Source organism: Winogradskyella sp. (assembly GCF_028282165.1).
Taxonomy (GTDB): Bacteria; Bacteroidota; Bacteroidia; order Flavobacteriales; family Flavobacteriaceae; genus Winogradskyella.
The window spans coordinates 1-13,672 of the sequence record NZ_JANQIM010000031.1; the positions used below are offsets into that span (position 1 = coordinate 1).

Below are 13,672 nucleotides of genomic sequence, written 5' to 3' on the forward strand. Positions count from 1 at the left end.
TGGCAGGCTCAGACCGTCGCTTCTGAAAATTTGCTTACGCACAGTTCGCACGTTGTGTTCGTGTCATTGTAATTTGCTATCTTTCGGTTACGGCGGAAAATAATAACTGATTTCCTGCAACGAGCCATATACAAGACCGTTGTGGTACATTTAATAAATGGAGAATTTAATAGAAAAATCTACTGAACAAATAAAAGACCAAATTGAATTTTGGTTCTTTAAGTATTTCAATAAAACCAAAACGGATTTTAATGGAAATGAGATTTTTACATTGTTTGAACTTTTAAATGAGGAATTACAAGTTGAACTTAAACCACGATTGAATTTAGATGGAAATGAAAGTCCTGTATTAGTCTTAAAAATTTCGGAATCGGAATTTGTAATTAACACGACTAAAAAATTTGTCCAAATTGACTCTGACTCAATTGAAATTATTGATTATACTGAATTTGAATGGCATAATGGGTACAAAAGTATTTCTATTATCAATACACCGACTGGAAAAGTTGCTAATATAAAAACTGAAGGATTGATTTCAGATTTCGGATTAAGAAAAAGAAACGGTAAAATTGTTTATTGGAAAATTCCATCTGGAAAACCAGGTTTTGCTTTTTGGAATGTTACTAAAAAGTGTGAATTAATCGGAAGAAAATATAAAACAATAGAATAAAAAACGACACCACAACAATGTGTATAATTTATTGCTATTACTCGTCTACTTGCGAAAATCCGCGAGGATTTTCTATTTGGTAACTATTTGCTAAATTTAATTCTTATATCATGCAACGAAACCATACACGAACACGTTGTGTACAATTAGACAGAACAACCTATGAACAATATTTATAAAGATTTTTTTATAACACTTAATGAATATTTAATAACATTAGAAATTGACAAAAAACATAAAGGAATTGAAGGCTGTTCTATTCAAGAAATCGAATCAATTGAAAAAAGAAAAGGTAATTTACCACTCGCTTATAAGGAATATTTAAAAAGTATTGGAAAAAAATTCTTATTTGAATTTATGGATGCCGAAAATATGGCATTTGACGACCTTGATTATATTGAACAATTTGGAAAGGAAGTTTTTGAAACTAACCAATTGAAAATGGAAAGGCCATTTATGGTTATTTCAGAAAGACGAAATGATTATATTACTTTAATATACCTTGACGAAGGAGACAATCCTAAAACTTGGATAATGAGTGAATACTGGGACAGTGAACAGAAAGTAGAAAATCTAGAAATAAGAACTGATTCATTTACAGATTTAATACTAGGTTTTTTTCAACAGTCACTTATTAATTTTCCCTTCACTTTTAATTTCGTAACTGAAGAAGAGAAAAAAGAAGATAAAGATGTTGTAAAGAAAAGATATATAAATTGGTTTAAAAACTTAAAATCTATTGAGGAAGAAATAAATTTAAATGGCTCAAAAAATAATTTACTTATCAAGAAACTGAATACTAAATTTTTAGATTATTATCGCCCAAATGAAGCAACAATAAATACAGAATTAAATAATTTTTACAACCAAAGTCCTGATAACAGAATTATGAAGTGGATAAAAAATGTATTTCAATAACTGTGCACAACAATGTATAACCACAATTACGGCGGATTCGACTATCCCGAAACAAGTTCGGGACAAGCTGTCCGAATCCTCCCGATAGCCATCGGGACGGAATTACTAAAATAAGTGACCAAACCAAAAAGTATGTATCTAATAATATAACTGACGGTTATACAAAATCGTTGGCGGTAATTAGAACAACAAATGACTAAAGAAGAAATATTGAACAAAACGACTTGGGATTATTATGAAATGGGTAATTGTCCAATTTTCGTAAATTTATTTGACCGAGAAATCCCTTTTGTATTTTTTCAAAACCATAAACCGAATCCAAGCATCACGGATAAAATGACCGAAAGCGTGAATGAAGTACTTGAGTTGAATAAATCTGAACTGAGCATAATCAAAGATATGCTTTGGGAAGAATGCAATTTTGCATTTACCGTAGCAGATTATGGATTTGAACCAAAAGATGGAGAAACTCATTTACAAGCCCATTTAAATGGATTTGGAATTTTAAGTAAAGAAGATGCTTATTCAAAAAGTAAGGTAAAGGAAATACATATTGCTCAAGAAAATGACGAATTGAATGGTCGTTACGCAGAAATTAAAATAAATTCAGCTTCTGACAATCTGATAAGTGTGATTGTGAAAAACGGAAAAATCATAGACTTTGATGATGACGGAACATATATAGGATGGTTTGAGAAAGACGAACAACACGCCCAAAAAGCAAGAGAAAAAACACTGAAAGAATAAAATAATAACTACCGCCAACAATGGCTATAAATAATTGCTTGGGGTTGGTAAGTGCTAATCGGAATATTCTACCAAATATTCATCTCTCTGAGCCTTTTTGCTAACTTAGTACTAAATAAGCAACTACTCATAGCCTAGACCGTTGGCAACAATTATCGAATTTTTACGATAAACAATCGATCAAATTCTGAGAACCCCTCATTAATACAAAAGGTTCAACTTTTAGAACAAATCATACTTCTTTTGGAATAAGTTACCGATTTACGATGACTTTATATTTGTACCATACTCAAAAGAAAACCGTTTAGAACATGGAAATTAAAATGAACTTATCAAAGCAGGTAGCTATTCGTATTTGTGCACTATTCTTTATCCTCGCATTAAAAGCCCAAAATAACTTATATTACAATTTTGACGTAAATAAAATAGCGGAGAGAATTGACAGCCTTTTAATTAACTATAATAACAAAGAGGCTGGAATGTCAATTGGAATTGTTATCAATAGTAAATTAGTGATTCAAAGGCAGATAGGTCTTGCTAATCTAGAGCACCAAATTCCAATTACGAAAGAAACTTCATTTCACATTGCATCAGTTTCCAAACAATTCACGGCATTCGCAATCTTACTACTCGAAGATGAAGGTAAACTTTCACAGGATGATGATATTAGAAGGTATATTCCTGAAATGCATGAATTTGAACATAAAATAACGATTAAAAATCTCTTGAACCATACCAGTGGAATTAAAGACCAATGGAATTTATTGAGACTTTCTGGATGGCGTTTAAATGATTTTATAGACAATGACCACGTACTTAATATTCTCTACAATCAAACTTCATTAAATTTCGAGCCTAACGAAGACTTTATGTACAGCAATTCTGGCTACACTCTTTTGGCAGAAATCGTTACACGAGTTTCTGGGATGAGATTTGCTGAGTATATGGAAAAAAACATCTTTAAGCCGTTGAAAATGAATAATACTCAATTTGTAGATAAAGAAGGCCAAATAATCAAAAAAAAGGCAAATTCATACCTTAAAAATGGGCAAAACTATGTGGAAGATGTATTTAATAATTCCAGCTATGGGGCAACAAATTTGTCAACTACTATCGAAGACTTAGCTAAATGGGTCGTAAATTTCGATAAAAAAGAAGTTGGCAATAGTATCCTGTTTGATAAAATGAATTCCCAAAGAAAGTTAAGCAATGGTAACACTTATGGCTATGCGAATGGTCAATTCATCAATCAATATAAAGGTATCAATAGAATTCAGCACAGTGGGCAGGATGCGAGTTATCAAGCCTATATTGGCAGATTTCCAGATTTGGACGTGAGTATAATTTTCTTCAATAATAATTCTGAAATTAATGGAGGCAAAGTTGTAGGTCAATTAACAGAAATCTGTTTATCAGAGTATTTGAAAAACAGACAGTATAATCCAACATTAAAAATAAAACAAAGCAAAAAAGCACCAATTTCAAAGTCCACAAAAACACTTAAAACTTTTGAAGGCTATTATTGGAACGAGCAAGACAGATATTCACGTCAGTTAAAAGTTCAAAATGACACCTTACAATACATACGAAATAGCAATGACAGAACAGCACTAATTCCTGTTGATAAAAATGAATTTGAAATGGAGATTGACGAGTACTTGTCGATAGTATTCAAATCTAATCAGATAGTTTTGACACTAAATGATGGCTATCAAATTACTTTGGATAAATACATTCCAGCAAAGTATGATTCAAATTCATTAAGACAGTTTGTGGGAAAATATCGTAGCCCAGAATTAAACAGTTATTACACTTTTTCAGTTCAAAATAATCAATTAGTTGCGAATCACACAAGACTTGGAAATTTTAACCTAAAAGCAATAAAAAATGACTATTTCATCGGAAATAAAGGTTCGATTAAGAAAGTTGTATTTTTAAGAAATGAATTAGGAAACATTGTCGGAGTGAATATATCAAGCAGTAGGGCTAAAAATGTTAAGTTCGATAAAGTAAGTGAATAAAAAACAGTTGCCAACAATGTGTATAGTTCATGCTTTCACATGAGCTTTAAAATAAATTCCTAACTTTAAACAAACAACAGAATACTCGGAATATTCCTCGCGGAATATTCCGCACAAACCATATACGAACACGTTGGCAGTAAGCTAAAAAAGATTATAAATTCAACTAAATAAAGAATGGATAGTATTGCCTATATGATAAATCGTAAATTTATATTGGTAGCAGTCGACACCAACTACGAAACTCAATTAGGTGATATATCACTTAAGATGAATCGTGCTAAAAAAGTTTATAAATTAAATAACAATAACCTTATTGCCGTCATAGGTAACCCATATAAAATCACAGATATTTATAAATATGTTCTAAAGTTAAGTGAGCTTGGACATAATGAATCATATGAAAAAATTATTGAAGACCTAAACAATGTTTTTAATTCTTCAAAAATCAAGATTGTTGATGGAATGAAAGAACTGACTACTTTACTTCCAAAATTCTACAATGAAACTGGACATATAAAAACAGATGAATTGTTCGAACACTTAAAGGAAAAACCTGAATTAATTTCAATCCTTAAAGATACAATATCATCTATCAACAATGATATGCCTGCATTAACACAAGTTATGGTTTTTAGCTGGATACCAGAAAAAATTAAAACGAGTTTCGCTCACTTAATATCACTTGGACAAAATTTGACTGGTAATGAATTAAATGAAATTAATCCAGAAATGATCTACACTAGATTATCTAGTTCGACTGTTAAGCCAACAGAAACTACCAAAATCGAAAATGAGTTGAATAAAAAAATCTCTCCTCTACTTTATCCAAATTGGTATAATGATCTTGAAGGAGTGCAAAATATAATTAACAAAGGGAAAGAAATTTTAGCTGATGGATTAAAAAGAATTTCTCCATATTCAACTGAACCAAACGTAGTCTTTTATGAATTAAGTAATATGACAAATTTCATTTTTGTTGAACCAAAATTAAAGCTAAAAAAAATCGAATATAATAGAAGTAAATAAAAGTCAACTGCCAACAACTTGTATAATTAATTGCGGCTGATCCCGATAGCTATCTGGACTATCGGGATCGGGACACGCAACTGCTCATAGCCGAGACTGTTAGCTGCAACTAAAAATGACTAAAGTATTAATAGGGTAATGACAGGACATATTTTCTTTTACTTAGGTCTCTCCTTTATAGCAATGCACCAAATGGATGCTATCCGTTGCAAAGAGTGGCGAATATTTCCAGGACTTTCAATGCTTGGTGACAAAGTTGGACATATTGTATTTCTGTTTGCTCACATTCCTCTGTTTTACTTTATATTTTGGAAGCTTACAAATAACGAAAATATTGACTCATTTATCTACGGCTTTGACATTTTTATGATGGTACATTTAGGACTTCATATACTTTTTCTAAAACACAAAAACAATGAATTTAAGGATTGGATTTCTTGGTCAATAATTATTGGAGCAGGACTTTGTGGACTAATAGACTTAGTGATATGAAGCGAAAAGTTGAATATTAAAAATAAAAGGCAGCAGCTAACATGGCTATAATTCATTGCTAGGCTATGGCAAAAGCCAAAAATAGTTTAACTTTAAGCGGCTAGATTTCAACGGTCGAAAATTCCACTGAAATTTTCAACGCTACGAAATCATAGCCAAAGCCGTAGGCAAAAATGACTGGCGGCACGGTTAAATCGCCGCTTTACGGCTTCTTTTAATCCTATTTTTTGCCTATAGTCACAAGTTGAATGAATAAACTAATTGAAAAACCACATCTGATTTTCTTACTTGCGATTCCAATAATAATGCTGATTGGAATTTTGAGTGGAGACTCTGTATTGGACATCAATGTTCACGATACTTATTTTGTAATTGCCTATTTACACTTAGCAATATTGATTTCAATACTTTTTGGAATAATCGGAATTGGATATTGGATCATGAAAAAGGCGGACAGAAAATTATCAAAGTGGCTGAATTGGATTCACATTGGACTAACTTTTGGCGGAACTTTAGTTCTATGGATTTTGACTAAATTTTATCGGACTGAAATTATGGAATATGAATTCAATAATAATCTGACTTTAATTATCACTCTGATTATTTTACTAATAATTATTGGACAACTCATTTTTCCGATTAACATCATTTACGGTCTGATAAAAAAGAAAAATAAAACCAATGGCTAACAATGGCTAGAATTCATTGCTAGGCTATGGCAAAATCCAAAAATAGTTTAACTTTAGACGGCTAGATTTCTACGGTCGAAAATTACGTTTAAATTTTCATCGCAATGAAACCATAGCCGAGACCGTTGTAGCACATTTGAAACATTCTGAATGAAAAGAATAACACTTCTACTTACTTTACTCATTTTAATTAACTGCAAATCTAAAAATGAATTTGAAGGACAATTTCTTTCTGCGATGGAAATGACTACTCTCAATGTTAATGGAAATGAAATTGGGTTTAACGTTGGATATACAGTGGAATTTGAACAAGTGGAAAATCAGGACTGTTTAGTGGAAACGAAAGATGAATTGAACTCAATGCTAATCGAACCACTGATTAAAAGTGTAATTCGTGGTTTCATTGGTAAGCTAGACAATAATGGAATTGAAATAATGGACAAAGAAGACTTAAAAGCTGAAATTAATAAGGAATTGTCTGAAGGAAATATTTCTTTAAACTCAAAAAAGTTCGTGAACTGCCCATTGAGAATTTCAATGTTCGCAATAACAAGAAGAAATTAAAACAACGTGCTACAAGATTGGCTATAATTGCTAACGCCAGTTCGCATTTTGTGCTCGTGTCATTATGGTTTTGTGCCACATCAAAATAAAAGTATAAATCAACAGTTGATTTCGTTGTGTGTAATTTGGCCCAATCTTTGCTGTATGTGTATAATGACAAGAAATATTTCTCTATTAATCATTTTCGCTATCTGCAATATTACTTTCGGACAAAAACAATCTACGACTGAATTAAAAATCAATGACCTAATCAGAATTTGGAAGTATTCATCCAAACCAAATAGTAACTATTTAGTATTTTATAAAATATCATCTTTTAGTAAAGATCATAATGCACGAACTATGGAGTTTTTATCAGATGGAACCATGATTACGCGACTTTCAATAGGCACCAAAAAATGTGGGAACGATAGAAGCTCTAATCTCAGTATTGGTGGAAATTGGAACGTTGATAAAAGAAATAATATACTGTCATTAACCAATGGAAAATTCAATAGTACCGAATATAGAATTTTGGCATCATCTTCTAATAAATTAATCATAAAAAGAATAATTGCTGAAGAAAAACTGTAGCCTGAAACTCAAAAATTAATAAAAAACTAAACACAACAATGTATAACCACAATTTACTGCCGCCAGTTCGCTACGCTCGTGTCGGCGTACTGACCTTAACAATAATTTAAACCCGTAACTGACGGTTATACGATACCGTTAGCAAATATTTAAACCAAAAACTACCATAAATTAAAAATAAATGATTAAAAAAACAATTTTACTATTTGCCGTATTTTTAACTATTAACAATGTTTTTGCCCAAGAAAATATTGTAAAAGCAGGAGCAATTCTCGGAAATTTAGGGGTTCAATACGAACGTTCTCTTTCTAAACACTTCTCTATTATAGGACAAGTAGGATACTCAAATATTACTACTACAGTTGATGATGTTGAATCTAAATCGGATGGAATTGGATATTATCTTGAAGGCAGATACTATTTTTCCTCTAAAAAGGATTTAATGGAAGGTTGGCATATTGGACCTTACTATAATAGCATAAACACTAAAGATAACAATGATTTAAAAACAAATATTTCTTCATTTGGATTAGCTACAGGTTACCAATGGATATTTGACCATCAGTTAACTTTAGAAATAATCTTTGGTGGAGGAACTTTAAATATTGATAGCGACATTCCTGAAATTGAATTTTTGGGAGATATAGGTTTTTTACCTCATTTAGGGTTAACATTAGGATATAACTTTTAAAAACATTTGCTAACAAACCGTTGGGCTTAATTAAAAGTTAGATGAGAGAAGCTATATATCAAATACCGTTGATTTCTGATTTTAATATTAGAAAGGAACTTCTGCTTTTTGATAAAGTTTATATTCCGAAAACACTAATCGAACAGAAGAAAAGTGCATATGAGAATAATGCATTTCATGACAGAATTGACGAAATGTACGCTGACTTAGATTATTTGGTAGATCAAAATCAAGTCGTAATAATAGACTTGGAAAAATCTGTCAAAGAAAATATTGCGTTTTTAACGAATGAATCTAATTTAGAAAATATAATAAGTGATTATTCTGACTTAGAAAAAGAGATGCTACAAAAAAGAATAAGTTACCTGTTTAAGAAAATAAAGTTCACAGAAAGCTTTTTATCATTGAGACCTAAATTAAGGTTCGAAATAAATAAAGCTGTTCCCACAAAAAGAGTGGCTGAAAAACTTCTTACGTATATGTCTTTGAGAGAGAAATATGATTCTTCTTGTATTGAAATTGCTTCCCTTTTTATAGACACCTGTACTCCAACAAAAATAATGACACCCGTTTTATCTTCAGAAAACTATTTCTTTGAAGCAAATAAAAAGGGACTGAGATTATTCGAATCACTAGAAGAGCATGAAATAAATTCGATTACATCTACAAATAAAAAGACCGATGTAACGAGCATTATTCTTGGAAAAATAGCTGTTCCTTCAAAAGATAATTCTCTTCAAGACATATTGGAGTTTAAAGCTGATCAAAATAACATTAGAAAATTGCGAGATCTTAATAGATGGTTTAGTAAACTAAATTCAAATAATATATCAAGAAGAGAAATTGAAGAAGAAATAGACTATTTGCTTAGTGAATATGAGCGGATACTTAAGATAAACAAATTAAAATTTAATTATACTAAAACTGAGGTCATTCTAAATATGACATTAGGAACTTTAGAAAAATTATTAACCTTAAAATGGAGCAAGTTAGGCCAAGGGGTTATTGACTTTAAAAAGGCTAAAGCAGATTTTGAATTAGCAGAATCTCAAACGAAGGGAAGAGAATTAGCATATTTATATGAAGTTAAAAATAGATTAAAATAAACGTAGCCAATACTGACTGCAATTTATCCCTCGACTTCATTGAAACTTCTAGGTTTAAAACTTAAAAAAATGTCTCAAAGTAATCCCCAAAGCCATGGAAACCTCCATCAAAGAATACACGATCAGATTCACCTTGCCATTCTCTAATTTTTCAATTGCCTGTCGGTCTTTATTACAAGCACGAGTCAAATCAGATTGACTCCATCCTTTCTGACTTCTTAATTCAACAATACGCGGACCGACTTTCTTTTTAAGCTGTTCTTTGTTCACATAACAAATGTCAGCAAATAAATTGCTATTACCGAAATACAATTGAAGGAAAAATGGTTGAGAGAACTTGGATTTGAAAAGGAAAATGAAATACTGATTGAACAAAAAAAGAAGAAGCTGATTATAACAGTAAGGGGAGAAAAAATAGCATAACAAGGTATAAAGCAAATAGAGCATTCGTGCCTAACCTAAGTTTTGGTGTTCTATCTCGCTCGCAATTTGTATCTTTATTCGAGAAAGTAACAAACATAAAAATGGCGCGCTCAAGAAAGTGCTCGATTGAATAGCCAAAGCATTCTAAAACCCGCACTACTCATAGCCGAGACCGTTAGCAAAATATAAACAAATGAAAAATAGGATTCTAGTTATATTAATAAGCATATCTTTCAATTGCTTTAGCCAAAACCCAGTCTTGTTCGAGAATTATTGGATTTTGGAAGATTTAATACTTGACAATGTTAGCCATCTTCCACCAAATAATGATGAGGTAACAAATGTAATATTGGAATTTGATTCCTATGAGCATAATGGTACAGAATATATTGATTTATCAGGTTATGTCTGCATCAACGCAATTGGAGGGTTAATTGATTTTAATGATATAGATAACACTTTTTCATTTTATGATGGGCCTAATCAGACATTAGGTCCTACTTGTAGTGTTGGAGAGAATCCAATTTACGAAGAAATGTACTTTAATTTCTTCCATGAGAATTATCAAAATGGAAATACCTTCAACTACACTATAACCATAAACAATGATGATAGTAAAACTTTAGTCATAACTTCATATAATGGTGACCAAGCTATTTATGGCTCTCAAGTTTTATCTGTGGACGACAAGGAAACTCATGGCATTTCTTTATACTATAATTCTAGAACGGAATCTATTGAATTAGATTGCAAAAATCAGTTGAAGTCTATTTCAGTCATGATGTATAACTCTCTGGGTAAAAAAGTATTAGATTTCAATGGGAATAACGTAAAAAACACAAGTATAAAACTTAATGACCTTAGCAACGATGTATACTTTGTTACATTGCAATATGATAATGGTCAGTTGATTAGAAAAAAAATAATTAAATATTAGATATTATTACAGTGGGATTCTTTTGCTAACAATGGCTATAAATCATTCTGAAGATAACTGTCATAACGAAATCATAGCCTGGACCGTTGCACCCAATTTAAGAAAATGCAGAAAAGGAATCAAATTTTCGGATTTTTAATATTAACACTTTTAATGAGCTGTCAATATGACCCATATGCTCATAAATATACAATTATAGAACCAAAAGAATCTGACCTAATTGGAACTTACGCATTTGAAAAACAAACTATCGATTATGACATTGCCGAATTTAAAGACTCAATGAATAATCGAATAGTTATCCCGAAAATAGGAATCAATTCAAACGGAACTTATAAAGTCGTGAACTTTCCGGTTTTTGAGAATTTGATGAATCCTACTTTTACTGGATTAATCACTAATACGGGGAAATGGAATAAAACAACCATCGGTGCAGTTAGAGATGAAACTGGAGAACTAAAAAATATTTGGGGAATGTATTTCGACCAACTTCCTGAGGCATCTAAATATATGGGTCTAATGAACAAAGAATATCCTTATGAATTGATATTTGTATTTGGAGATCCAGATGAAGGAAATGTGATGATATTTAAAAAAGAATAAAAAAATGCATTACAACAATGTATAACCACAATTTGCTAACGCCAGTTCGTTGCACTCCTGTAACAACGAAATCATTACCAAAACCGTAGTATGTAATTTAAACAATATCATGAAACAAAAATTATTATTGACATTTATATTGATTTTTACAATCAAATCATTTTCCCAGAATTCAAAATTTAGTGTTGAAGCCAATTATCCAATTGCGATTGGGGATAATTTCTTAGGTCAAAATTATAACGGACTGATTGACTTGGGAGCTAAATACTTGTTTTCTGAAAATGAAATTATAAATATCGGAGTCTCATTAAATGTTGGATTCTTTCAAAACACGAAATCTGGTGCCACTGATTTAAATCAACTTTTTGATGTTAAAATTTTACCTATACAACCTCGCATTTTTGCAGAGTTTAATATTCCGAATTTAGAAAAACTTCATCCTCAAATTGGAATAGGATATTCAATACTTATTTATAACGCAGAATGGGCGGACAATCGAGAAGCGGAATTGCCTGCTGACATTGATGATAATGAGAATGGATTTAATTTTAATGTCGGTCTATCGTACGATATAACCAACACATTATTTGTACTAGCACAATATGATTTTATTAAAATCGGTGTAGAGGGCGGAGTTCCTGATTCAAGTTACAATACAAATTTAAATATATTGAAATTTGGAATTGGATTAAGAATATAGAACACTACCTATAACAATGGCTATAATTCTTCTTGACGATGACTGTTAGGACGAAATCATAGCCGAGACCGTTGTAGCAAATTTGAAAAAAACTTATGATTAAAGCATTAATTCGAAAAATATATAGGAAAGTAAAATCACTAATTAGATATTTCAAAATTCGAAATAAACCAAAAGTATTCTGTATTGGTCAAAATAAAACAGGAACAACCAGTATGGCAAAAATCTTCCAACTGTTGGACATGCCTGTTGGAAATCAAAGAAAAGCTGAATTATTAGCCATAGACGTTTTAAATGGAAACTATGACGCGTTTTTTAAATATGTAAAGAATAAAGGATTAGCATTTCAGGATGTCCCTTTCTCCAAACCAAACATCTACAAAATATTAGATAAGAAATTTCCAGATAGTAAATTTATTCTAACGATTAGAGATTCTCCAGAAATTTGGTATAATTCCCTAATTAAATTCCATGCCAAACTTTTTGGAAATGGTGAGATCCCTAAAAAATCGGACTTAATTAAAGCTAAATATGTTTACCCAGGCTGGATGTGGGAAATGAATCGTTTAAACTACAAAACCCCTGAGGAAGATATCTATAATAAGAAAATACTAATTAAACAACATATAGACTACAATAACGACGTGATTGATTACTTTAAAGATCAACCAGAAAAATTATTAGTAGTAAATCTTAAAGAGAAAAATGCGGCTGAAAAAATATCCAACTTTTTACAGAAAAAGTTGGATACAATTCCTTGGGAAAACAAAACTTAAAAATATTGGCTGCAACACTGTATATAGTAAATAGAGCGTTCGGTGGTTTTAAAAAAGTTCAGTATTGTTTAACAACACCGCCAAATCGTTGATTTGGTTCAGTGTAAACCCGAAAGTTTATAGCTTTCAACTGCCCTAAATGCCATATACTAACTATTAAAAGTAATTTGAAAAGACCAATGAATAGTAGGTTTATAATAGAATTATTTGACGAACCAAAAGGCAAAGCACTCCCGATACACTACAAAACATTGGAATACTTTGAGAATTTTGTAATGGAAAATATACTCTCGAAATTTAAAGTTATTCTGAATAGTAAATGGACTCATAATTTCGGAATATTCTTTAACGCGATTGATTATAAAAATGTCCCAAAATATGTAACTTTTGACGGAGTTGAAAAAAGTTTAGTAATTCTTCCGCCAAATTCCTTTTCAAAAGAATCGGTAAAAGCATATTCAGTACAATTTTTTGTCTCTAAAATAAAAGACAATCCGAAAGGAGAGTTTATTGGGTTTTGTGAAATGATGTTAGATTTTATAGAAACTTTTTTTGTACTGAATTACAAAAAAATAAGTGAATCTGACTTTATAGATATCCGAAAGAAAGTTGATTGGGACTATTTAAAAGCTATCAAATATCCAGCAGATTTGAAAGACCAACATTTCGTCGGAAAAACAAAATAAAGTTAATAAAAAACGGTTTACAACAATGGCTATAATTACTAATGCCA

18 protein-coding genes are annotated in these 13,672 nt (G+C 31.0%); 17 read left to right on the forward strand and 1 reads right to left on the reverse strand.

The window, feature by feature from the left end:
• Nucleotides 1-157: 157 nt before the first annotated feature.
• The 11 genes from Q0972_RS11650 to Q0972_RS11700 all read left to right on the forward strand — a co-directional run bounded on the left by Q0972_RS11650 (nucleotide 158) and on the right by Q0972_RS11700 (nucleotide 9,500).
• Nucleotides 158-670, forward strand: coding sequence for a hypothetical protein (locus Q0972_RS11650; protein WP_299365890.1), 513 nt, complete (start codon nucleotides 158-160; stop codon nucleotides 668-670).
• 162 nt (nucleotides 671-832) lie between these two features.
• Nucleotides 833-1,588, forward strand: a complete 756-nt coding sequence (locus Q0972_RS11655) for an SMI1/KNR4 family protein (protein ID WP_299365891.1) — start codon at nucleotides 833-835, stop codon at nucleotides 1,586-1,588.
• Between the two features lie 192 nt (nucleotides 1,589-1,780).
• Complete coding sequence (locus tag Q0972_RS11660) at nucleotides 1,781-2,335, forward strand: hypothetical protein (RefSeq protein WP_299365892.1); 555 nt, start codon at nucleotides 1,781-1,783, stop codon at nucleotides 2,333-2,335.
• A gap of 311 nt (nucleotides 2,336-2,646) precedes the next feature.
• A complete protein-coding gene (locus tag Q0972_RS11665; RefSeq protein WP_299365893.1) occupies nucleotides 2,647-4,356 on the forward strand; it encodes a serine hydrolase in 1,710 nt (569 codons plus the stop codon).
• 177 nt (nucleotides 4,357-4,533) lie between these two features.
• Nucleotides 4,534-5,385: a hypothetical protein gene (locus Q0972_RS11670; RefSeq protein WP_299365894.1), complete on the forward strand. Its 852-nt coding sequence runs from the start codon at nucleotides 4,534-4,536 to the stop codon at nucleotides 5,383-5,385.
• Nucleotides 5,386-5,523: 138 nt separating this feature from the next.
• Nucleotides 5,524-5,877: a DUF6713 family protein gene (locus tag Q0972_RS11675; protein ID WP_299365895.1), complete on the forward strand. Its 354-nt coding sequence runs from the start codon at nucleotides 5,524-5,526 to the stop codon at nucleotides 5,875-5,877.
• 248 nt (nucleotides 5,878-6,125) lie between these two features.
• Nucleotides 6,126-6,566 carry a cbb3-type cytochrome c oxidase subunit I gene (locus Q0972_RS11680; protein WP_299365896.1) on the forward strand — a complete coding sequence of 147 codons (441 nt, stop codon included), beginning with the start codon at nucleotides 6,126-6,128 and terminating at the stop codon, nucleotides 6,564-6,566.
• Between the two features lie 150 nt (nucleotides 6,567-6,716).
• The gene (locus Q0972_RS11685) at nucleotides 6,717-7,130 is read left to right on the forward strand and encodes a hypothetical protein (RefSeq protein ID WP_299365897.1); all 414 of its coding nucleotides are present in this window, start codon (nucleotides 6,717-6,719) and stop codon (nucleotides 7,128-7,130) included.
• Nucleotides 7,131-7,472: 342 nt separating this feature from the next.
• Nucleotides 7,473-7,703, forward strand: a complete 231-nt coding sequence (locus Q0972_RS11690) for a hypothetical protein (protein ID WP_299365898.1) — start codon at nucleotides 7,473-7,475, stop codon at nucleotides 7,701-7,703.
• Between the two features lie 181 nt (nucleotides 7,704-7,884).
• Nucleotides 7,885-8,394: a DUF3575 domain-containing protein gene (locus tag Q0972_RS11695; RefSeq protein ID WP_299365899.1), complete on the forward strand. Its 510-nt coding sequence runs from the start codon at nucleotides 7,885-7,887 to the stop codon at nucleotides 8,392-8,394.
• 41 nt (nucleotides 8,395-8,435) lie between these two features.
• The gene (locus tag Q0972_RS11700; protein ID WP_299365900.1) at nucleotides 8,436-9,500 is read left to right on the forward strand and encodes a hypothetical protein; all 1,065 of its coding nucleotides are present in this window, start codon (nucleotides 8,436-8,438) and stop codon (nucleotides 9,498-9,500) included.
• 54 nt (nucleotides 9,501-9,554) lie between these two features.
• Here the strand turns inward: Q0972_RS11700 and Q0972_RS11705 are convergent, their stop codons facing one another.
• Complete coding sequence (locus Q0972_RS11705; protein ID WP_367182402.1) at nucleotides 9,555-9,812, reverse strand: helix-turn-helix domain-containing protein; 258 nt, start codon at nucleotides 9,810-9,812, stop codon at nucleotides 9,555-9,557.
• On the opposite strand from Q0972_RS11705, the gene Q0972_RS17920 reads away from it, so the two are divergent.
• From Q0972_RS17920 to Q0972_RS11730, 6 genes are all read left to right on the forward strand, one after another.
• Nucleotides 9,807-9,923, forward strand: coding sequence for a hypothetical protein (locus Q0972_RS17920; protein ID WP_367182403.1), 117 nt, complete (start codon nucleotides 9,807-9,809; stop codon nucleotides 9,921-9,923). The genes Q0972_RS11705 and Q0972_RS17920 overlap by 6 nt on opposite strands.
• 193 nt (nucleotides 9,924-10,116) lie before the next feature.
• On the forward strand, nucleotides 10,117-10,860 hold the full coding sequence (locus Q0972_RS11710; RefSeq protein WP_299365902.1) for a T9SS type A sorting domain-containing protein: 744 nt from the start codon (nucleotides 10,117-10,119) through the stop codon (nucleotides 10,858-10,860).
• Between the two features lie 105 nt (nucleotides 10,861-10,965).
• Nucleotides 10,966-11,463: a hypothetical protein gene (locus Q0972_RS11715; RefSeq protein WP_299365903.1), complete on the forward strand. Its 498-nt coding sequence runs from the start codon at nucleotides 10,966-10,968 to the stop codon at nucleotides 11,461-11,463.
• 109 nt (nucleotides 11,464-11,572) lie between these two features.
• The gene (locus Q0972_RS11720) at nucleotides 11,573-12,163 is read left to right on the forward strand and encodes an outer membrane beta-barrel protein (RefSeq protein WP_299365904.1); all 591 of its coding nucleotides are present in this window, start codon (nucleotides 11,573-11,575) and stop codon (nucleotides 12,161-12,163) included.
• Between the two features lie 95 nt (nucleotides 12,164-12,258).
• Nucleotides 12,259-12,939: a sulfotransferase gene (locus Q0972_RS11725; protein ID WP_299365905.1), complete on the forward strand. Its 681-nt coding sequence runs from the start codon at nucleotides 12,259-12,261 to the stop codon at nucleotides 12,937-12,939.
• A 179-nt stretch (nucleotides 12,940-13,118) separates the two neighbouring features.
• Entirely contained in the window at nucleotides 13,119-13,625 is a 507-nt protein-coding gene (locus Q0972_RS11730; protein ID WP_299365906.1) for a hypothetical protein, read from the forward strand.
• The last annotated feature ends 47 nt before the right edge of the window (nucleotides 13,626-13,672 follow it).

Bases quoted from the DNA above. Each gene is read 5' to 3' on its own strand.
- Q0972_RS11650 (WP_299365890.1), top strand. From the start codon at position 158: ATGGAGAATTTAATAGAAAAATCTACTGAACAAATAAAAGACCAAATT.
- Q0972_RS11655 (WP_299365891.1), top strand. From the start codon at position 833: ATGAACAATATTTATAAAGATTTTTTTATAACACTTAATGAATATTTA.
- Q0972_RS11660 (WP_299365892.1), top strand. From the start codon at position 1,781: ATGACTAAAGAAGAAATATTGAACAAAACGACTTGGGATTATTATGAA.
- Q0972_RS11665 (WP_299365893.1), top strand. From the start codon at position 2,647: ATGGAAATTAAAATGAACTTATCAAAGCAGGTAGCTATTCGTATTTGT.
- Q0972_RS11670 (WP_299365894.1), top strand. From the start codon at position 4,534: ATGGATAGTATTGCCTATATGATAAATCGTAAATTTATATTGGTAGCA.
- Q0972_RS11675 (WP_299365895.1), top strand. From the start codon at position 5,524: ATGACAGGACATATTTTCTTTTACTTAGGTCTCTCCTTTATAGCAATG.
- Q0972_RS11680 (WP_299365896.1), top strand. From the start codon at position 6,126: ATGAATAAACTAATTGAAAAACCACATCTGATTTTCTTACTTGCGATT.
- Q0972_RS11685 (WP_299365897.1), top strand. From the start codon at position 6,717: ATGAAAAGAATAACACTTCTACTTACTTTACTCATTTTAATTAACTGC.
- Q0972_RS11690 (WP_299365898.1), top strand. From the start codon at position 7,473: ATGGAGTTTTTATCAGATGGAACCATGATTACGCGACTTTCAATAGGC.
- Q0972_RS11695 (WP_299365899.1), top strand. From the start codon at position 7,885: ATGATTAAAAAAACAATTTTACTATTTGCCGTATTTTTAACTATTAAC.
- Q0972_RS11700 (WP_299365900.1), top strand. From the start codon at position 8,436: ATGAGAGAAGCTATATATCAAATACCGTTGATTTCTGATTTTAATATT.
- Q0972_RS11710 (WP_299365902.1), top strand. From the start codon at position 10,117: ATGAAAAATAGGATTCTAGTTATATTAATAAGCATATCTTTCAATTGC.
- Q0972_RS11715 (WP_299365903.1), top strand. From the start codon at position 10,966: ATGCAGAAAAGGAATCAAATTTTCGGATTTTTAATATTAACACTTTTA.
- Q0972_RS11720 (WP_299365904.1), top strand. From the start codon at position 11,573: ATGAAACAAAAATTATTATTGACATTTATATTGATTTTTACAATCAAA.
- Q0972_RS11725 (WP_299365905.1), top strand. From the start codon at position 12,259: ATGATTAAAGCATTAATTCGAAAAATATATAGGAAAGTAAAATCACTA.
- Q0972_RS11730 (WP_299365906.1), top strand. From the start codon at position 13,119: ATGAATAGTAGGTTTATAATAGAATTATTTGACGAACCAAAAGGCAAA.